Origin of the sequence: Roseburia rectibacter, from assembly GCF_014287515.2 — a bacterium.
Lineage (GTDB): Bacteria > Bacillota > Clostridia > Lachnospirales > Lachnospiraceae > Roseburia > Roseburia rectibacter.
Window position 1 is genome coordinate 1843489 of sequence record NZ_CP092473.1, and the last position, 20865, is coordinate 1864353.

The window sequence follows — 20865 nt, forward strand, 5'->3', positions numbered from 1 at the left end:
GGCAGTCGGTTAATGACAGCCAATACAAATAATTTAATCCACAGGAGGTACATAAGATGTTAGATTGTTTTAAAGCAATTAACTGGAAAAAAACAGGTATTTTTGCAGCAGGAGTATTATTTGGAACCGCAGGTGTCAAAGTTCTCTCAAGCAAGGATGCTAAGAAAGTTTACACAAACTGTACAGCAGCAGTACTTCGTGCAAAGGAGTGTGTAATGAACACAGTTACAACTGTTCAGGAGAATGCCGGTGATATCTACGAGGAGGCTAAGAGTATCAACGAGGAGCGTGCCGCAGCAGCAGAGGCAGCAGCTTTCGCAGATGAAGCAGAGAAAGCCGCAGAAACAGAGGACAGTGCAGCAGAGAACGAGGCAGCTGTTGAAGAATAAGGTGTAAAACAAGTAGTCCTGAGAGGATTTCTTCATATAAATAAATGAGGATGAAAATATAAAAGCAGTGGCTTACTTATACCGCGACAGGAAGCACCGGGAGAAAATCCTCAGGTGCTTCCTTTTTTAGAGACAGTCTGGAAATGGAGTGAGAAATATGAAGTTTGTCATCAAACATGAGATCAAAGGGCGTATGCGTATCCATGTGTCCCAGTACAGGATGAGTTGTGGACAGGCAGATACGCTTCTTTATTTTTTACACAGCAATAAATATGTGACGTTTGCAAAAGTTTATGAGCGAACCGGGGATGCGGTAATCTCTTATATTGGAGATCGTGCAGAGATGATCCGTACATTACAGCAGTTTTCTTATGAAAAAGTGGATGTTCCGGCAGGTGTGATCGAAAATTCCGGCCGCGAATTAAATGCGAAATATCAGGAGAAACTGATCGAAAAAGTTGTCTGCCGTTATGCAAGTAAAATGTTTCTGCCATATCCGGTACGGGCATGTGTCACGACGTTCAAATCCGTAAAATATATATGGAAAGGTTTACAGTGCTTATGGCACCGGAAGATTGAAGTGCCGGTACTCGATGCAACTGCGATCGGGGTATCGGTTTTCAGAAATGATATTGAGACAGCCGGCTCGGTTATGTTCTTACTTGGCATAGGAGAACTCTTAGAAGAGTGGACGCATAAGAAATCCGTGGATGATCTGGCGCGTACGATGTCCTTAAATGTAGGAAAAGTCTGGTTAAAGCGCGAAGATCAGGAAGTACTCGTAACAACTTCAGAAATCCGTCCGGGAGATGAAGTTGTGGTTCATATGGGAAATGTCATCCCATTTGACGGAGTGGTAAGCGATGGTGAGGCGATGGTCAACCAGGCATCCTTAACCGGAGAATCTGTTCCGGTCCGGAGGGTAAAAGAAAATTCTGTTTATGCAGGAACAGTGGTAGAAGAAGGAGAACTTACAGTTCTTGTGAAAGAAGTCGGTGGTTCCAGCCGTTTTGAGAAGATCGTTACCATGATCGAGGAGTCTGAAAAATTAAAATCTGCACTGGAAGGAAAAGCAGAGCATCTTGCAGACAAACTGGTGCCATATTCACTGGGCGGTACAGCATTAACATATCTTCTGACCAGAAATGTAAATAAGGCAATATCTGTACTGATGGTTGATTTTTCCTGTGCGTTAAAGCTGGCAATGCCAATTTCCGTATTGTCAGCGATCCGTGAGGCAAGTCTATATCATGTGACCGTCAAGGGTGGCAAGTACTTAGAAGCAGTTGCGGATGCAGACACGATCGTTTTTGATAAGACAGGAACACTCACAAAGGCGCAGCCGACCGTTGTTGACGTCGTATCCTTTAACGGTGCAGATTCGGATGAGTTACTGCGTATCGCAGCATGTTTAGAGGAACATTTTCCTCATTCCATGGCAAAAGCTGTTGTGGATGCAGCACAGCAGAAACATCTGCTGCATGAGGAAATGCACACCAAAGTGGAGTATATCGTAGCACACGGTATATCAACAACGATCGATGGAAAACGTGCAGTGATCGGAAGCAGCCATTTTGTCTTTGAGGATGAAAACTGTACAATTCCGGAAGGAAAGCAGGATCTGTTTGACTCATTGCCAAAAGAATATTCACATCTGTATCTTGCCATCGAAGGAAAACTGGCAGGCGTGATCTGTATCGAAGATCCGCTTCGTGAGGAGGCAGAGGCAGTTGTTAATTCCTTAAAGCGTGCCGGTATCACAAAGGTTGTTATGATGACAGGAGACAGCGAACGTACCGCAGCAGCAATCGCAAAGCGTGTCGGTGTGGACGAGTATTATTCCGAAGTACTGCCGGAAGATAAAGCTGGATTTATTGAGAAAGAAAAAGCAGCCGGAAGAAAAGTGATCATGATCGGTGATGGAATCAATGATTCCCCGGCACTTTCCGCTGCAAACGTTGGTATTGCGATCAGTGATGGTGCAGAGATCGCAAGAGAGATCGCAGATATCACGGTTGGCTCGGATGATCTTTACCAGATCGTAACATTAAAACTATTATCGGACAGCCTGATGAAACGTATCCGCGGCAATTACCGCTTTATCGTAAGTTTCAATCTTGGATTGATCCTTGGAGGTGTAGCAGGAATTTTACAGCCGACTACATCAGCATTACTGCATAATACATCAACACTTTTGATCAGTTTAAAGAGCATGCAGAATCTGCTGGATTAGCAAAGAAAGGATGCGTATAATTCATTTAGCTGGAGCGTATATCTGACTGGTGGACAGTATTATTTGAAAATTGTTACTGGTGATGATATTACTTTGACTGTATCAAAGAATAATCTGAAAGAAAGTTTTACAGAGACACAGACAAAAAATAATGATATGATCGATACTGCAAATGCCATTGATCTGAAAAAGAAGTACAAAGGCGTGATGGCAGCGAATGACAGCATTGATTATTTCAGATTTAAGGTGCCGGCAAAGGGCAAAATCATTTTTAATGCGTTAAATTCTACCGATAATACATTGAAATATCTGTTTTATGATAAAAATTATAATCAGGTTTATAATTTTGAACTTTCTGACGGACGTAAAACAACAGAGACATTTGAACTTGCAGCAGGTAATTATTATCTTGCGGTGACACAGCGTACGGAAGGGTATGGCATCGGCAGTTACAACTTTACTTTGGATTATGCCGCAAGTGCGTCAGCTAAGCCGTCTGTTACCAGCGTAAAAAATGCATCTGGCAAAAAGATGGTTGTAAAATGGAAGAAAGTAAAAGGCATCAGTGGTTACGAGTTACAGTATGCAACGAGTTCTAATTTCAAAAAAGGACTGGTAAAGAAAAATATTTCTTCTGGCAAGACATCTGCAACTTATACAAAACTGAAAAAAAATAAAACCTACTATGTAAGAATGCACTCTTATGTCAAGGTAAACGGCAAAAAGGTATATGGAAACTGGAGTGCAAAAAAGAGTGTTAAAATAAAAAAATAAGATCATAAAAATGGCTGCTTTCCTGTAAATGGGAGGCAGCATTTTTTTGCTTTATTGGTTTACAAGTGAACGAAAAAAGAATAAAATAAACCGTAAATTAAAATGAATGTGTAAGAATAACGGGATCATTCAGGCTGAAAATGGAGGCTTACAATGGAAATACAAAATGATCATAAGAAATCATTAAAGAAAATATGGATTTTGTCTGCAGGAATCATAGTAGTTCTGGCAATTGTGCTGTTTGCAGGGATAAAAAATGGATTTTTTTTAAGAAAGAGCGATAAGATTTTATATGCTATGTATCAAACGGTCAAGGATCAGCCACAGGTGGCAGACGGTTTGAATGGGGAAGATTATACCATTTCGATAGAAGGGCAGTGGAAGAAACAGAAGATACAGGCAGAGTATGCATCAGATTCTGCACAGAAGCAGTTAAGGGGAACGTTAGATCTTGATAAGCTGCAGGATTTGGAATTTGTAATGGTACTAAATGACAAGGAACTGAAAGCACAGTTTCCGTCACTGAGTTCGAAAGTATTTACATATGATTATAACAGTAACAAACAAAGCGGATATATCGCAAAAAAGATCGGTTCACAGAATCTGGAACGTTTTAATACGGTTCTGGCAGGATTATATGGTGGAAAAGAACAAAAAGAGATTGGAAAAGATATATTAAAAGAAGCACGGAAAGAATTTAATAAAATTAAGATCAATAAAATCGAAAAACAGGAATTTGAAATTGACGGTCAGAAAAAAGATTGTGTGGGCTATCAGTTTGTGATCAGCAGTGATAATGTACAAAATGTGTTAGATGCCGCAGAGAAAGCTGCGAAGAAAAAATATGGAGATGGGACAAAAATATCAGAAGATCCTGCCGGGAAAATATTTATGGCGGTTTATGACAAAGTATCAGCAGCGGGGGAGATGGAATGTAAGGTATATTTATTCCGGAATAAGCTGGCTGCGATCGCTGTAAATTATGAAATTGATGGAAATAGGCAGAATATGGAAATTTTATTTTCAGGCGGTGACTTCCGGATGCAGAACATGAAAATCACATATTTAAAGGGAGAAGAGACACACTCTGTCTGGACTGCTATTACAGGAAACCCTGCAGCGGGGGACGGAACACTCACATTTGAATCCGATGATGAAGATGGTCTGAATGGTAGAATTTCCGTGAAAAAGGGCAGTGAAATGACAGACATTACGGGGGAAGAATGTGATCTTATGGGATTGAATGGATTTGAATTGTTAGGATTATTTGGTGAGTTTGCTGGATTTTGAACTGTTATTTTTTCAATAAGATGCAAAAAATCAAAGTGTTTCTCAATAAAAACATGCGAAGTACTTGAATTTCCATACAGATAATATATAATGTCTAAGATGGTTAAAAAGTTAACAAAGATAAGATGAGCGAGGTAAAACACGATGTATGCAGATGAAAATGTGATTAAAATCAAACACGATGTACTCTACACAGTCGCAAAGCTTGCATTTGAAGGCAGACTTGAAGAAGAGAGAGACCACATCGCAACAGAACTCATTCCAGGTCCGACACCGCAGTTTCGCTGTTGTATTTATAAAGAGAGGGAGATCATCCGTCAGAGAGTCCGTTTAGCAGAGGGTAAAGCACCGGGCGCAGAGGATGATGGAAATGTGGTTCAGGTTATCAGCTCCGCATGTGAGGACTGTCCGATTTCCAGTTATACTGTAACAGAGAACTGCCAGAACTGTCTTGGAAAAGCATGTATCAATGCATGTAAATTTGGCGCAATCGAGCCGGGAAGAGATCGTTCCCATATTGATCCTTCCAAGTGTAAAGAATGTGGAAAATGTGCACAGGCATGTCCTTACAATGCAATCGCACATTTAAAGAGACCGTGTAAATTCAGCTGTCCGGTCAATGCGATTACATACAATGAGTACGGCATTTCTGTGATCGATAAAGAAAAATGTATCCGCTGCGGTAAATGTATCCACAGCTGTCCGTTCGGAGCAATCGCATCTAAGACTTATATTGTGCCGGTAATCGAGGCTTTAAAAGCAGGTAAGCATGTATATGCAATGACAGCTCCTGCAACAGAAGGCCAGTTTGGTGCAGATATCACAATGGCAAGCTGGAAAAAAGCGATGAAAGAGATGGGATTTACTGATTTCTATGATGTAGGTCTCGGTGGAGATATGACAGCAGCTTATGAGGCAGAAGAGTGGGCAGAGGCTTATAAAGAGGGAAATAAAAAAGTTACTTCCTGCTGTCCTGCATTCGTAAATATGGTGCGTTTACATTATCCGGAATTAGCAGAGTGTGTATCTACAACAGTATCTCCGATGTGCGCAGTTTCACGTCTGATCAAAGCGAAAGATCCTGATGCGATCACTGTATTTATTGGACCGTGTGTTGCCAAGAAGTCAGAAGTTGCAGATCAGAAGATCGAGGGAAATGCAGATTATGTATTAACATACAGCGAGATCCGTGCAATGATGAAAGCAAAAGGCGTTGAGTTACAGCCGTGTCCAAATGATGATCAGACAGCATCTACATTTGGTAAACGTTTCGCAAACTCCGGCGGTGTAACAGCTGCAGTACTTGAGAGCTTAAAAGAGTCTAACGATGAGATCGCAGCAACCGTATGCAAGGCAAACGGTGCGGCAGAGTGTAAGAAAGCATTACTTCTGTTAAAAGCAGCAAGACTGCCGGAAGACTTCATTGAAGGTATGGCATGCGAGGGCGGCTGCGTTGGTGGTCCAAGTGCGTTCAACGATCAGATTTCTTCCAAAAAGAACCGTGATACCCTGATCGGTCAGGCAGATGACCGTACCATCCATGACAACTTAAAGAATTACGACATGGAAAGCTTCTCCATGCACCGTGAGTAATACGAACGGAGCATTGCATCGCGGGTAATACGAACGGTGCATTGCATCACGGGTAATACGAACGGTGCATTGCATCACGAATAAAATGAACGGTACATTGCATTGTGAGCAAGCAAACAGAATAGTGAGCATTATTATGCCGTGCAGCCTGTAAAAGGGTTGTGCGGCATTTTTGGTTTGCGCGCCATGGGCGCGCTCTAATGGGTGAAAGTCCCGAACACGCCTAGGCAACGAGGAAGTGTATAGCAGAACAGCAAGGGTGTCCATCGTGAGGTGGAATCTGAAGGAAGCTGTAAGCAAACTCTTGGTCCGACGGACAGAAATCACATATAAGGCTCGGAAATACGGATAAGTCTGCCAAAAGAGATGAAGTCCTAAAGTTGCTGGAAGTACGAGTAAATGTGGCGGATAGATGAGAGGAAAGAGCGTGCACCTTAAGCGTGGAGGTCTCACAGGGGTTTCATTAGCCTAGTAACAACGAACTGTGAGAAGTCAGCCGAGCCCATAGTAGTGAAGAAGTCTCTGTAATAGAGATGGAGCAAAGGGGCGAACAATCAATAAGTTTGAGTATGTCTCGTATTGCAGAAGAGATAACATCTGCCGTAACCAATCGGGTAAAAGATGGTCAAATCAAGCGAGACGGAAAGGAAAGAACGCATGGACACAAGTAGTCTAATGGAGCAGATATTATCTAGCGATAACCTCAACAGAGCATATCTGCAGGTCGTACGAAACAAAGGTGCAGAGGGAGTGGACGGAATGAAGTGCACAGAACTTAAGGAACATCTTGCAAAGAACGGCGAAATCATTAAGGAGCAGCTGAGGACAAGAAAGTATAAACCTCAGCCAGTACGGAGAGTGGAGATACCAAAACCCGATGGCGGTTTCAGAAACCTGGGAGTGCCAACAGTAACAGACAGATTTATACAACAAGCTATTGCACAGGTCTTAACACCAATCTATGAGGAGCAGTTCCATGATCATAGTTATGGATTCAGACCGAACAGATGTGCACAACAGGCAATCCTGACAGCACTTGATATGATGAACGAGGGCAACGACTGGATTGTAGACATTGACTTGGAAAAGTTCTTTGACACAGTAAACCATGACAAGCTTATGACCATCATAGGCAGAACTATAAAAGATGGAGATGTTATCTCTATCATTAGGAAATATCTTGTCAGTGGAATCATGATTGATGATGAGTATGAGGATTCTATTGTGGGAACACCACAAGGAGGAAATCTTTCACCATTACTGGCAAATATCATGCTGAATGAACTTGATAAGGAAATGGAAAAGAGAGGGCTTAACTTTGTACGATACGCGGATGACTGTATTATTATGGTCGGAAGCGAAATGTCTGCCAATCGTGTAATGAGAAACATATCTCGTTTTATTGAAGAGAAACTAGGACTCAAAGTTAACATGACCAAGAGCAAAGTAGATAGACCAAGAGGATTGAAATATCTGGGTTTCGGATTCTACTTTGATTCAAGAGCACACCAATTTAAGGCAAAACCACATGCAAAATCAGTAGCAAAGTTCAAGAGGCGAATGAAAGAACTCACTTGTCGTAGCTGGGGCGTTAGTAACAGCTATAAGGTTGAGAAACTTAATCAGCTTATCAGAGGGTGGATTAACTACTTTAAAATAGGTAGTATGAAGGTGTTATGTGCCACGCTCGACCAAAGCATAAGATTTCGATTGCGCATGTGTATATGGAAACATTGGAAAACTCCACAGAATCGCGCGAAGAACTTAATAAAGCTAGGGGTATATAAGAAACTAGCGTACTCAACGGCTTATAATGGTGCGAGAATCGCACACTGCTGTCAAGGCGGTGCCATGAATGTAGCCGTTACAAAAGAAAGACTAACCCGTTTTGGATTAATCTCAATGTTAGATTACTACACCGAAAGGTGTGTTACTTGTTAAGTTGACTGAACCGCCGTGTACCGAACGGTACGCACGGTGGTGTGAGAGGTCGGGAAATCACTCAGATTTCCCTCCTACTCGATTATACGGTGATATGGATTTTAAAATACTTTGCTTAATGGGAAAATTCTGTTAGAATAAAAAACATCACGACGGAAGGGAAAAATAGACGATATAATGAAAAAAGCAGTATTTTTTGATATAGACGGTACATTATGGGATTTTAAGATGAATATACCGGAAAGCACAAAAGAAGCATTGAAAGAACTAAGAAAAAATGGGCATTATGCCTTCCTGTGCAGTGGAAGAAGCAGATCCAATATCAAAAGTCCCAAATTACTGGCACTCGGGTTTGATGGCATTGTGGCAGCATGCGGCACACATATTGAATTCGAGGGAGAAAAGTTATTTGAACTTTTACTGACCAACGAACAAATCAAACATATTCTTACAGTACTTAGAAAATACCAGATACCAATGGTACTAGAGGGACCAAATTATATTTATGTGGATGAAAAAGACTTCAAGGATGATCCATATGTCATTTATCTGAGAAATGAGCTTGGGGAAAACCTAAAAAGTATTACCGGAATTGCACAATATGAGGTAAATAAGCTGAGTGCGGAACTTGGAAATGCAGATGTAGAACTTGTCAGGAAAGAACTGGGAACGGAGTTTGATATGATCGTCCATGAGCCGGATGGAATATTAGAGATCGGGCAGGCGGGGCATTCCAAGGCAAGTGGCATTGAGCGTCTCTGTGCGTTTCTTGGAATCGCAAAAGAAGATACTTATGCATTCGGGGATAGTGCTAATGATGTGGAAATGCTTGAATTTGTGGCACATGGGATTGCCATGGGAAATGGTACGGATGTGGCAAAGAATGCGGCAGAATTTATTACCACAGATATCCATAAAGATGGGATCTGGAACGGACTGAAACATTATGGGCTGATCTGAATAAAAGACAGGGGGAAAAATATGGCAAATATCATGGATTATATGGACTGGCGCGGGGATTTATCGTTTGAGGCAGATGAATTTAATGAAGTTGATAATCTGATTTTAGCGCAGCTTGCGTATGTTGATTTTGAGGGGATCGTTACAGCAGAGGAAAATGCGCCGGCTGTACCGCTTAAGGAGGCATCCGGACAATTTTGGGAAAAGAATGATAAAGACGAAATCTTGGCACGGGTATCCATGACGAAATCGGCCCCGTTTGTTATGGAGAAAATGGCGGAAACAAAACGTTTTTCGGATGTAAAACTACGCTGCTATGTCAATGAGATTCGGGATGAGGAACAGTTTCAGTTTTCGGCGGTCTGTGTGGAACTGCCGGATGACAGCCTGTATGTGGCATTTCGCGGAACAGACAACACGATCACGGGCTGGCGGGAAGATTTTAATATGGGTTATCTGTCAGAAACACCGGGACAGCTCCGGGCAGTGGAATATTTGAACCGTGCAGTGACAGACAAAAAGCAGAGGGTGCGTGTCGGCGGCCATTCAAAGGGTGGAAATTTTGCCGTGTATGCCTCCGTAAAATGTGATCCGCAGATCCAGAACCAGATTTTAAATGTGTACAGCAATGATGGTCCGGGATTCCGGAGCGATATGGTGGAAAGCACAGAGTACCAGCGCATGCTGCCGAAGCTGCACACGATCCTGCCGGAATCTTCCATTGTCGGAATGCTCTTAGAACATCAGGAGTCGTTTGAAGTTGTCAAGAGCTCAAACAGCGGGATCCAGCAGCACGATGCCATGTCATGGGAGGTACTCGGAAGATCTTTTGTACATGTGGATCAGGTTGCGGCGCAGAGCCTGTTGTTGGATGAAACGATAAAATCATGGATTTACCAGTTAGACGGGGAAGAGAGGGCACAGATCGTGGAGACGGCATTTGATATGATCGAAAAAGTCGGGATCCGTACGGTAGATGATTTTTACCACAGTAAATGGAAGAAAATACAGGAACTGATGAAAGAAACCAGTAAACTTTCACCGGAGCGGCAGAAACTGTTTTCAAGAGCCATAAAACTGCTTTGGATGGAAGGAAATAAAGCAATGAAGGAGACAGTAAAACAGACCGTAAAACGCACGGTAAAACAGTCTCCGCTGAAAAAATAAAAAAAGTATAAAATCACAGAAAATGAGTGAACTTATAAAAAAACGAGAAAAAGAGAGAAAAAATAAGAAAATATTGGGATAAATAATTATAAATAGAAATATATTTGGTTGCAGATTCAAATATAAAAATCTATTATATGAACCATAAGTTAGCACTCGAAAGAAATGAGTGCTAATAACTACTCAAAAGAAATAAAACAGATGATCATAAGCAGGAGGTAAGCAACATGAAATTAGTTCCATTAAGCGACAGAGTCGTATTAAAACAGTGTGAGGCAGAGGAAACCACAAAATCAGGTATCATCCTTACAAGCAGTGCACAGGAAAAACCACAGGAGGCAGAGGTTATTGCCGTAGGTCCTGGTGGAATGGTTGATGGAAAAGAAGTTACCATGCAGGTAAAAGCCGGACAGAAGGTAATTTATTCAAAATACGCAGGAACAGAAGTAAAATTAGACGGAGAAGAATACATTATCGTAAAACAGAATGATATTCTTGCAGTCGTAGAATAAATAATTGTTCAAAGTAAAACAGATTTTTATCATTAATAAATTTCAGAAAGAGGTAGACAGATATGGCAAAGGAAATTAAATATGGCACAGAAGCAAGAGCAGCATTAGGTGCAGGTGTAGATAAACTGGCAAATACCGTAAGAGTAACATTAGGACCGAAAGGAAGAAACGTAGTACTTGATAAATCTTACGGCGCTCCGCTGATCACAAACGATGGTGTTACAATCGCAAAAGAGATCGAGTTAGAAGATGCATTCGAGAACATGGGTGCACAGCTTGTAAAAGAAGTTGCAACAAAGACAAACGATGTTGCAGGTGATGGTACCACAACAGCAACTGTTTTAGCACAGGCAATGGTACAGGAGGGTATGAAGAACCTTGAGGCAGGTGCAAACCCGATCATCCTCCGCCGTGGTATGAAGAAAGCAACAGACAAAGCAGTAGAAGCAATCCTTGCAATGTCTTCCAAGGTAAACGGAAAAGACCAGATCGCAAAAGTAGCTGCAATCTCTGCAGGAGATGAGAATGTTGGTAACATGGTTGCTGATGCAATGGAAAAAGTTTCCAACGATGGTGTTATCACGATCGAGGAATCTAAGACAATGCAGACAGAGCTTGATTTAGTAGAAGGTATGCAGTTTGACCGTGGTTATGTATCTGCTTACATGTGCACAGATATGGATAAAATGGAAGCAGTATTAGACGATCCATATATCCTGATCACAGATAAGAAGATCAGCAACATTCAGGAGATCCTTCCTCTGTTAGAGCAGATCGTACAGAGCGGTGCAAGATTACTTATCATCGCTGAGGATATCGAGGGTGAGGCACTTACCACTTTGATCGTCAACAAACTGCGTGGTACATTCAATGTAGTAGCTGTCAAAGCACCTGGCTATGGTGACAGAAGAAAAGCAATGCTTGAAGATATCGCAATCTTAACAGGTGGTCAGGTGATCAGCTCTGATCTTGGTCTGGAATTAAAAGACACAACTATGGATCAGTTAGGCCGTGCCAAATCTGTAAAAGTCCAGAAAGAGAACACAGTGATCGTTGACGGTGCTGGTGACAAAGATGCGATCGCAAGCAGAGTAAACCAGATCCGTGGTCAGATTGAGGAGACAACATCTGAGTTTGATAAAGAAAAATTACAGGAGAGACTTGCAAAATTAGCAGGTGGCGTTGCAGTTATCCGTGTCGGTGCAGCAACTGAGACAGAGATGAAAGAAGCAAAACTTCGTATGGAAGATGCTTTAAACGCAACAAGAGCAGCAGTCGAAGAAGGTATCATCGCAGGTGGTGGTTCTGCATATATCCATGCAACTAAAGCTGTTGCTGAGTTAGCTGACACCTTAGAGGGTGATGAGAAGACTGGTGCAAAAGTTATCTTAAAAGCTCTGGAAGCTCCATTATACTATATCTCTGCCAATGCAGGACTTGAGGGCGCTGTTATCATCAATAAGGTAAAAGAGTCTAAAGACGGTATCGGATTCAATGCAGCAACCGAAGAGTATGTAGATATGGTTGAGAACGGTATTCTTGACCCGGTTAAAGTTACAAGAACAGCATTACAGAACGCAACTTCTGTTGCATCTACACTGCTTACAACAGAGTCTGTTGTTGCTAATATCAAAGAAGATGCTCCGGCAGTTCCGGCAGGCAACCCTGGCATGGGAATGATGTAATAACAGGTCTCTAAGAGAAAAAACAATAGATTGTATGGCTTTGTAATACAATCTGTTGTAATAAATAAGAATGTGAAAAACACAGCAGATTGTAAAGATCTGCTGTGTTTTTTAAATTCATAGGAAATTACGCATCTCGCGGAGAAGAAGTTAGCTGTAAACAGCACCGCTCGAGCGCGAAAGAGTCGCAAGCGACTCTTTGTTCTAGGAAAATGCGTTGAAATTTGTGCTGAAAATAAGATTTTATATTTTGATGAATTACAAAAACAAATGCTGGTGAACAGATTTGTCTGACCGGATATTTACCGGAGCAGGCAGGCAAGCAGTCTGTCATTATCCTCTGGATTCATGATACAGAGCCGGATGTACTTGTTATCCAGAAATGGGAATGTGGAGCAGTCACGGATCATCATTTTTTCACGGATCGCACGGTCAAATAGATCCTGGGAAGTAAGGTCATCTTTTAAAATGCGTACCAGCATGAAATTGCCGCTTGGTTCATATACTTTAAAATCAGGGCTTTTCTGGAATGTCTGATAAATTCTTGCACGCTCTGAAGAGATCAGGTCTTTGGTAGCTTTGATGTATGCAGTGTCACGGAACATCGTCTCTCCGGCAACGACAGCCAGGGAATTGATCGTCCATGGATTTTTTCTGGTATTGATAGATTTGATCAGATCACGGTTGCCTGTGATCGCATAGCCGAGGCGGAGTCCCGGTGCCGCGAAAAATTTTGAGGTACCACGTAAAATGACAATATTGTTATAATAGTTTGTCAGTGGCACAGCGGAGATATCAGCCATATTATCGGCAAATTCCACATAAGTTTCATCCACCATGACATAAATGTCATGTTCCTTGCATGCATCTAAGATGTGACGCATTTCTGTTCTTGTAATGCAGGATGATGTAGGGTTGTTCGGGTTACATATAACGATCAGATCAATGCTTTCGTTCAGATGAGAGATAAAATCATCAACATCTAAACGGAAATTATCCTTTTCGCGAAGCGGATAATAGAGTGTCGTACCTCCGCCAAGAGAGATCTCACGTTCGTATTCGGAATAAGTAGGACCGATGACCATTGCCTTTTTCGGGTGCTCAATCTGTATAAAAAGAGAGATCAGTTCTGTGGAACCGTTACCTACGATGACGTTTTCATATTCTGTACCGCAGTATTCTGCGATGCATTTACGAAGAGATGTATATTCCCTGTCAGGATATGTCGTGATCACATCGATCTGCTCGGAAAGAGCGGTACGAAGAAGCGGTGATACACCAAGCGGGTTAACATTTGCAGAAAAACTGACGATCTCTTCTTTTCTGATGCCGTAGATCTGCTCTATTTTTTCTAAATCACTTCCGTGAAAATGGTCTTTGTGTTTTATCATTGCGAACTCCTCCAAATTGGTTTATAATCTATTATAATGATTGTCATTGAAAAAGCAAGCAATTAAAAGAGAAAAAGCGGGTGTCGATTTGCGAAGACGGATACAACAACTGGCAAGGGGAAAATTCGAACACTTAAAGCCATCTCTTTCAATTTCTGTGGATAAAATTGACATTACTGCAATGGAAGGAAATGACGTTTCGGGGGATTTTGTGATCACAAGCACAAATCATGTGCCGATGCGTGGAATCGTATATTCTTCCAATCCGAGGATGGAATGTCTGACACCACAGTTTGAAGGGGAAGAAATAAGGATTCGTTACCAATTTCATAGTTATGGTCTGGTTGAAGGTGATATTCAAAAAGGAGAGTTCTGTATTGTAGTAGAACAGGGTGAATATAACCTTTCTTTTGTTGTGTCTGTTTCTAAATTGTATGCGGAATCTTCTGTCGGGAAAATAAAAAATTTATCCGATTTTGCCAGACTGTCAGAAAATGATTTTGAAGAGGCATTTCATCTGTTTTATTCTGGAAAATTTAAAAATATATTTCATTCCGGTGAAAAAAGAGAAATGCTTTTGTATGAGGGATTGTCAAAAGGAACTCCCTCCGGTCAAAAGGTAGAAGAATTTTTGATCGGTATTCATAAAAAGAAGCGTACAAAGGTTTTGCTAAAAGAGAGCAATGCTGTATTTTATCAGGTACATGAAAACAGACTGGAAACTTTTCAGATAAACAGGAGCCAGCACGGTTATCTTGAAATCAGAGTCAGTTCAGATGCAGGTTTTTTAGCCTTGAAGAAGCCAAGGGTTACCGATGAGATGTTCGTGGGGAGCGTCTGCGATGTAGAATATTACATTGTGGCAGAAAAAATGCATGCCGGAAAGAATTTTGGAAAGATATGTCTGGAAGTGCCGGGACAGGAAACGTTAATTTATCATGTATGTGCCACATCAAAGCCGGAAAATGCTACAGAAAATGAACCTGTTTTTTTAGATATCCAGAAATCCAGAGCAAAATTAATGCAGCTTTATCTGGAATACCGCCTGAAGCGGATCGTGACAGGCGTATGGGCGAACCAGTCGGGAGTTATTTTAGACCATTTATCTACTTTGTGTAAGGATGAAAAAATATATGGACTGATGAAAGCACAGGCACTGATCATCAATCGCCAGAGACAGGAGGCATCCTGGATTTTAGATGATTTTAAACGGACATGTGAGGATCATACAAGCCCGGAATGGGGATATTATCTTTATCTGTGCACACTGATGGAACGGGAGCCGTCTTACGTAGATCGTCTGACGATAGAGGTGGAGCAGATTTTTAAAATGCATCCGGATGATTCAATGCTGTTCTGGGTGCTGTTATTTTTAAAAGAAGAGTATTATCAGAAACCGGCAGAAAGGTTAGAAGCAGTCCGGGACTGGATGCGTTATGATAACAGTCCGTATTTTTATCTGGAGGCATATTATCTGATCTGGCAGGACCCTTATTTACTGACAAAACTTGGAACATTTGAAACACGCATATTATACTGGACTGCAAAATGGGGTGTTATGACAAGGGATATTGCAATACAGGTAACGGGTCTTGTCGCAGGGAAAAAGGAGTATCATCCGTTTCTATACCGTATTTTAGAAGCATGTTATGAGGTAAAACCAGATGATGAAATGTTGACGACGGTGTTGGGATATCTGATCCGCAGCCAGTGCTTTGGTGCAAAATATCATCACTGGTATGAGCTTGGAATAGAACGAGAGATTCGTATTACAAGCCTGTATGAAGCATATCTTTTATCACTGGATGGAAGAAAACTTGAGCGTGTACCGAAGATGATTCAGATGTATTTTCAGTATGACAGTGGATTGTCCTGGCAGCAGAAGGCGGTTTTATTTGTCAATATTATTGCGGCAAAAAAAATACAGCCTGATGTATATCAGAAGTATCTGCCGATCATAGAACGCTTTGCGATGGAGCAGCTTGAGGCAGGTCATGTAGATGATAATCTGGCTGTGATTTATGATGAGATGTTTGCACAGGGTATCATAAATGCGGATATTGCACATTGGGCATCTGAAATTCTTTTTACACATAAGGTGATCTACACAGATTCACGTGCCGCAAAGATAGAAGTTTATGAATACGCATGCAACAATGCAGATAATAAGGAAGCCGTGATCCGGAACGGAGCAGCATATTTTACCGTACATACAAAGGATTACTGCCTGATCATGGAAGATATTTATGGCAATCGTTTTTGCGGGGATATTGGTTATTACGAAGAGCCGTTGATGGACATTGACGGCTGTGTAAAGAAGTGTATGGAGTTTGCACAGGAAGAATTGCCTTATATTCTTTATTCCATGCAGCAGAAGGGCGGAGAAGAAGTTGATGATCCGGATTTTCCGGGTGTGTGGGCTGTTTTGAAATCACCGTTGGTAAGTGACCGCTATAAAAGAGATGTTGCAGAACAGGTTATATCATTTTATCGGAAAAGAAAGTATGAGGCAGGATGCCTGACTGGTCTGGATCATAAACTCTTATCAACAGCTTCGCGTCGTATGCTGATGCAGTATCTGACAGAAGAACATTTGTATGAAACAGCGTATCGAATGGCAGAAGAATGTGGATATGAGCATATGGATACGGCAGCATGTGTCTCTTTATGCAGTTATGCGATCCATACAGCAGGTTTTGAGGAAGATGATTTTCTGCTTGGATTTGCAGAGTACGTATTTTACAGGGGCATCTATAATGATGTAATTCTTATTTATCTCTGCAAATATTATAATGGCGCAACAAAGACCATGGCGGAAATCTGGAAAGCAGCCGGCGAGTTTGATATAGATACGTTTGATCTTGAGGAGCGTATTTTAAGTCAGATGCTTTATTCGACTGACTATATTGCGGATGTGGAAGATATCTATGAAAGTTATGTAAAAGGCGGGGGACGGGAACTGATCTGCATGGCATATTTATCTTATTTTGCAGATGCATGGCTGGTGCGGGATATGGTGGTACCTGAGTATGTGTTTGAACAGATTTTTGTACGCTATCAGGAAGGTAATCCGCTGAACGATGCATGTAAACTGGGGCTGCTGAAATATTTTTCGGAGAAAGAACACTTATCAGATGTAATGTACCGGGCGTCTGATGAGTTGTTGGAAGAGTACACATCACAGAACCGTTACTTTGATTTTTTTCTGGAGTTTGAGAAAAAATTGCGTTTGAAATATCATTTGTATGATAAAGCATTTGTAGAATATCATACAGATCCGGGACGAAAGATTATGATTCATTTTAGTCTGGATGGGGAGCATTATGAGCAATCGCTGCTAAATGAGGTTTATGATGGTATTTTTGTCAAAGAATTTATTTTGTTTTTTGGCGAATCTGTACTTTATTATATGACAGAACAGGAAAAGACAGAGGAGAAGATAACGGAAAGTGCATGTTTAAATTGCAGAAATGTACCGGATGAAGAAAGTCATGGACGATATGAGATGTTAAATGATATGCTGATGCATCATGCGATGGGAGAACGCGATGCGCAAAAGAGAGAAATGAAACAATACTATGGAATGCAGATGGTAACAAAAGAGGTATTTCATATTTTATAAGTAAGAGGGAGAAAAGTGGAAAAAATGCCGTATTATCTGGGCATTGATCTTGATAATGACAATGCTGTGATAAGTTACTTCCAATTGAATATGAGAGAACCGGAGACGGTCAGTACGGTAGCAGGCAGTGAGGTGTACCAGATTCCTTTGATGCTGGCAAAAAAACATGGAATTGGTCAGTGGTTTGTTGGTGAAGAGGCGAAGCGTCTCGCACTTTTGCAGGGGGAGGAAGCAGTGTCCGGACTGCTTCATGCAGCCCTTTCGGGACAGGAATTTTTCGTGGAGGGAGAAACTTATAAAGCAGAAGAACTGCTGGCGCTTTACATAAAAAAACTGATATATCTGGCAGGAAAACTGGGGAATCCCGTGACACCTGATTTTTTGGTTATCACGCTTGAGCAGTTGTCAAGGGAGGTGACTGAACTCTTTATCCGTGTGGCAGAGCGGATTGGAATACACGATGGAAGACTGACACTCATTGACAGGAGAGAGAGCTTTTATTATTTTGCCTTCAGTCAGCAAAAAGAATTATGGCTGCATGATGTGTATCTGTTTGATAACCGTGGAGACGAAGTATGGTGCAGAAGACTTGAACGTGATCAAAGGACTATGCCACAGCTTGTCACGATCAGTGAGGAACAGCGCAATATAGACAGAGCAGGCAAGGATGCCAGCTTTTTGAAAGTTGTAACAGAAGCCGTATCGGGACATATTGTTTCAGCGGTATATCTGACTGGAGATGGTTTTGATGGTGAATGGATGAAAGAGTCTCTTTCTTTCTTATGTAAAGGCCGTCGGGTCTTTATGGGGAAAAACCTATATTCCAAGGGAGCGTGTTATGCAGCGGCAAGAAAGTGTATGAAAACAGAAAACAGCTGGCAGTTTGTCTATATGGGCGATAACGAGATGAAAGTAAACGTCAGCCTAAAAGTGCAAAGACAGGGGAAAACGGAGCTTTTGACACTAATCAATGCAGGGGATAACTGGTATGAGACAGTTGGAGAATGTGAGGTATTGCTGGATGGATCAAATGAGATCGATTTCTGGCTGCAGCTGCCAAACAGTAAGGAGGCGCAGATTGAAAAACTTACACTTGCGGATCTGCCAAAGCGGCCTCCGCGTACAACGCGTCTCCGTATCAAAGCACAGCCGGTTTCTGATATGGAAGTAAAGATTAAGATCAAAGATCTGGGGTTTGGAGAAATCTTTAAGAGCTCGGACAAAACGTGGGAATATATGATGTCACTGGGAGCAGTGAAATAGACGAAAGAGAGGCAGGAAAGACGAATGGGCGATTTGATCTTATGTAACCAGCAGTTGGCGGCGATGCCTTATTATATTGAAAATGTATCGTTAAATGTTTATTCGTTGGATGAACTGTGTTATTATATCAAAAATAATACCTGTCTTTTGGATGCGGATTTCATGGACGACGAATTGTGTGACTGGGTGGAACATGAGCTGGGGCTGCCGGAGGTGGCAGAGAACCTTAGACATATTAAGGATGGAGGGGGGATTTTATCAGAATTTACCGGCTGCCTGATGTCTGCGTGTGGTTATTGCACACCAGAGGAACAAAAGCAGATCAGAAATACACTTCAGGATATGGAGCATAAATCGGCATTTGAATGCGGAAAAATCAAAGCTGACCGTTATCTTGAAAATCAAAAATACATAAACAGTATTACGGAGTACAGAAAGCTCTTGCAGTCGGAAGAGAATGAAAAGCCCCAGATGGTTGGTGCCGTGTGGCATAATCTTGGCACAGCATATGCAAGGCTGTTTTTATTTGAACAGGCAGCTGACTGCTATGCAAGGGCGTACGAAAAAAACAACGATGAAGAATCTTTGCGGGAGTGTCTGATGGCATGCCGTTGCAATCATGATGAGCGGGCGTTTGGACGCAGGGTGGAATATTTTAAAATAACATCTGAGAAAGCAAAAGAAATTGCAGATGAATTGAGCAGATGCAGCAGAAGTGATGCGATATGTCAGTTTGAAACAATGCTTGATGAGTGGGATGCCGGGGATGAAAAGGTATGGGAGATGCAGCTTGAGGAATGGAAAAAACAGTACAGGAAGGATTGTATGGTATAAATGAAATTTTTTAACAGATGGAAAAAACGTAGTTTTGAAGAAAAAATGGATGATTTAAACCAGACTGTGCTGACGGAAAACAACATAAAAAATCCGAAACAGGTGGAACAATATGTTGTAGAGCGATTAGAACAGATGATCGATATCACACAGGAAATCGAGGAGGAAAAGTCAGAGTATCGCACAGTCACATCTTATCTTAACGACATTCAGAAATTAGAGGATCTTCCGGAGCCTGAAAAGAAAAAAATTGCAGATGTGGCACAGAATGTTGTGCAGTTAAACAGCGCGAGAAATTCGTTCCTGAATTCAGAAAAAAAACTGACTGATGCGCAGTTTGCGCAGCTTGAGCAGGAAGAGAAAGCCATGCCGGAAGCAATCAAGCGTCTCAGCTCGAATGAACTTTATCAGGATACTATAAAAAAAGATATGAAATACCTTGAAAGAGAAAAATCAAGGTGGCTGTTACACCGTGAATATCTGATGCATCAGCAGAAAAGTTTAAAAAATTTATTATATATCATTCTTGCGGTCGTGGCAGCAGTGGCAGTAACACTTATCACGTTACAGTTTGGATTTAAGGTTGATACATATTATGCATGGATGATACTGATTTTTGTTATGGCAGTGGCAGTTTGTGCAGATTATCTGAAGATGCTGCACAATGATTCTGAAATAAAATTAGCGGAACGAAGTGCAAACAAGGCAATTCTGTTACTTAATAAGGTGAAGTTTAAGTATGTCAATATCACAAATGCGATTGATTATGCCTGTGAGAAATATCATGTAAGAAGAGCTTCGGAATTGAATCAGCTGTGGCAGTATTATATGGATGCAGTGCGCGAACGTGAAAAATATCAGCGCACAAATGAAGATCTTGAATATTTTAACAGCAGACTGGTACGTGCCTTAAACCAGTATCAGCTATATGATGCACAGGTGTGGATCACACAGGCAGCTGCGCTGATCGATCCAAAGGAAATGGTAGAAGTTAAGCACGGACTGATTCTGCGCAGACAGAAATTAAGAGACAGGATTGAGTATAATGTCACAGAAATGAAAAACCAAAGGGAGGAAGCGTTAAAACTTTCTGTAAAAGCCGGAAATATGAAACCTCAGATTGATGAGATCATCAATGCGATTGACCGGTTGATGGAGACAATGTAGGTTTAGAACTGCGTGCAACATGTCTGTATAAGACGTGCTGCACG

15 protein-coding genes are annotated in these 20865 nt (G+C 41.5%); 14 read left to right on the forward strand and 1 reads right to left on the reverse strand.

Features of this window, described 5'->3' with window-relative positions:
* Positions 1 to 56 precede the first annotated feature (56 nt).
* The 10 genes from H8S51_RS08690 (at position 57) to groL (ending at position 12544) form a co-directional block, all read left to right on the forward strand.
* Complete coding sequence (locus H8S51_RS08690) at positions 57 to 389, forward strand: DUF6110 family protein (protein ID WP_117922633.1); 333 nt, start codon at positions 57 to 59, stop codon at positions 387 to 389.
* Between the two features lie 157 nt (positions 390 to 546).
* The gene (locus H8S51_RS08695; protein WP_186899569.1) at positions 547 to 2622 is read left to right on the forward strand and encodes a heavy metal translocating P-type ATPase; all 2076 of its coding nucleotides are present in this window, start codon (positions 547 to 549) and stop codon (positions 2620 to 2622) included.
* 63 nt (positions 2623 to 2685) lie between these two features.
* Entirely contained in the window at positions 2686 to 3396 is a 711-nt protein-coding gene (locus H8S51_RS08700; protein ID WP_186899570.1) for a fibronectin type III domain-containing protein, read from the forward strand.
* Positions 3397 to 3549: 153 nt separating this feature from the next.
* Positions 3550 to 4686 (forward strand): hypothetical protein, encoded by a 1137-nt coding sequence (locus H8S51_RS08705; protein WP_186899571.1) that lies wholly within the window; start codon positions 3550 to 3552, stop codon positions 4684 to 4686.
* Between the two features lie 144 nt (positions 4687 to 4830).
* Positions 4831 to 6279, forward strand: coding sequence for a 4Fe-4S dicluster domain-containing protein (locus tag H8S51_RS08710; protein WP_117922629.1), 1449 nt, complete (start codon positions 4831 to 4833; stop codon positions 6277 to 6279).
* Between the two features lie 657 nt (positions 6280 to 6936).
* Entirely contained in the window at positions 6937 to 8220 is a 1284-nt protein-coding gene (ltrA, locus tag H8S51_RS08715; RefSeq protein WP_241070849.1) for a group II intron reverse transcriptase/maturase, read from the forward strand.
* Between the two features lie 177 nt (positions 8221 to 8397).
* Positions 8398 to 9180, forward strand: a complete 783-nt coding sequence (locus H8S51_RS08720) for a Cof-type HAD-IIB family hydrolase (RefSeq protein ID WP_117921725.1) — start codon at positions 8398 to 8400, stop codon at positions 9178 to 9180.
* 21 nt (positions 9181 to 9201) lie between these two features.
* On the forward strand, positions 9202 to 10347 hold the full coding sequence (locus H8S51_RS08725; RefSeq protein ID WP_186898912.1) for a DUF2974 domain-containing protein: 1146 nt from the start codon (positions 9202 to 9204) through the stop codon (positions 10345 to 10347).
* Between the two features lie 227 nt (positions 10348 to 10574).
* Complete coding sequence (gene groES, locus H8S51_RS08730) at positions 10575 to 10859, forward strand: co-chaperone GroES (RefSeq protein ID WP_006857823.1); 285 nt, start codon at positions 10575 to 10577, stop codon at positions 10857 to 10859.
* Between the two features lie 62 nt (positions 10860 to 10921).
* Positions 10922 to 12544 carry a chaperonin GroEL gene (groL, locus tag H8S51_RS08735; RefSeq protein ID WP_117921728.1) on the forward strand — a complete coding sequence of 541 codons (1623 nt, stop codon included), beginning with the start codon at positions 10922 to 10924 and terminating at the stop codon, positions 12542 to 12544.
* Positions 12545 to 12846: 302 nt separating this feature from the next.
* Here groL and H8S51_RS08740 read toward each other — a convergent pair whose 3' ends face one another.
* Positions 12847 to 13935: a pyridoxal phosphate-dependent aminotransferase gene (locus tag H8S51_RS08740; RefSeq protein WP_117921730.1), complete on the reverse strand. Its 1089-nt coding sequence runs from the start codon at positions 13933 to 13935 to the stop codon at positions 12847 to 12849.
* Positions 13936 to 14023: 88 nt separating this feature from the next.
* On the opposite strand from H8S51_RS08740, the gene H8S51_RS08745 reads away from it, so the two are divergent.
* The 4 genes from H8S51_RS08745 to H8S51_RS08760 are packed head-to-tail and all read left to right on the forward strand — an operon-like array spanning position 14024 to position 20821.
* Complete coding sequence (locus tag H8S51_RS08745) at positions 14024 to 17557, forward strand: DUF5717 family protein (RefSeq protein ID WP_241070978.1); 3534 nt, start codon at positions 14024 to 14026, stop codon at positions 17555 to 17557.
* Between the two features lie 24 nt (positions 17558 to 17581).
* Positions 17582 to 18820, forward strand: a complete 1239-nt coding sequence (locus H8S51_RS08750) for a DUF5716 family protein (protein WP_117921732.1) — start codon at positions 17582 to 17584, stop codon at positions 18818 to 18820.
* A 24-nt stretch (positions 18821 to 18844) separates the two neighbouring features.
* Positions 18845 to 19654, forward strand: coding sequence for a hypothetical protein (locus H8S51_RS08755; protein WP_186898911.1), 810 nt, complete (start codon positions 18845 to 18847; stop codon positions 19652 to 19654).
* The gene (locus H8S51_RS08760; protein ID WP_117921734.1) at positions 19655 to 20821 is read left to right on the forward strand and encodes a hypothetical protein; all 1167 of its coding nucleotides are present in this window, start codon (positions 19655 to 19657) and stop codon (positions 20819 to 20821) included. It begins immediately after the preceding gene.
* Positions 20822 to 20865 lie beyond the last annotated feature (44 nt).

Bases quoted from the DNA above. Each gene is read 5' to 3' on its own strand.
- H8S51_RS08690 (WP_117922633.1), top strand. From the start codon at position 57: ATGTTAGATTGTTTTAAAGCAATTAACTGGAAAAAAACAGGTATTTTT.
- H8S51_RS08695 (WP_186899569.1), top strand. From the start codon at position 547: ATGAAGTTTGTCATCAAACATGAGATCAAAGGGCGTATGCGTATCCAT.
- H8S51_RS08705 (WP_186899571.1), top strand. From the start codon at position 3,550: ATGGAAATACAAAATGATCATAAGAAATCATTAAAGAAAATATGGATT.
- H8S51_RS08710 (WP_117922629.1), top strand. From the start codon at position 4,831: ATGTATGCAGATGAAAATGTGATTAAAATCAAACACGATGTACTCTAC.
- ltrA (WP_241070849.1), top strand. From the start codon at position 6,937: ATGGACACAAGTAGTCTAATGGAGCAGATATTATCTAGCGATAACCTC.
- H8S51_RS08720 (WP_117921725.1), top strand. From the start codon at position 8,398: ATGAAAAAAGCAGTATTTTTTGATATAGACGGTACATTATGGGATTTT.
- H8S51_RS08725 (WP_186898912.1), top strand. From the start codon at position 9,202: ATGGCAAATATCATGGATTATATGGACTGGCGCGGGGATTTATCGTTT.
- groES (WP_006857823.1), top strand. From the start codon at position 10,575: ATGAAATTAGTTCCATTAAGCGACAGAGTCGTATTAAAACAGTGTGAG.
- groL (WP_117921728.1), top strand. From the start codon at position 10,922: ATGGCAAAGGAAATTAAATATGGCACAGAAGCAAGAGCAGCATTAGGT.
- H8S51_RS08740 (WP_117921730.1), bottom strand. From the start codon at position 13,935: ATGATAAAACACAAAGACCATTTTCACGGAAGTGATTTAGAAAAAATA.
- H8S51_RS08750 (WP_117921732.1), top strand. From the start codon at position 17,582: ATGCCGTATTATCTGGGCATTGATCTTGATAATGACAATGCTGTGATA.
- H8S51_RS08755 (WP_186898911.1), top strand. From the start codon at position 18,845: ATGGGCGATTTGATCTTATGTAACCAGCAGTTGGCGGCGATGCCTTAT.
- H8S51_RS08760 (WP_117921734.1), top strand. From the start codon at position 19,655: ATGAAATTTTTTAACAGATGGAAAAAACGTAGTTTTGAAGAAAAAATG.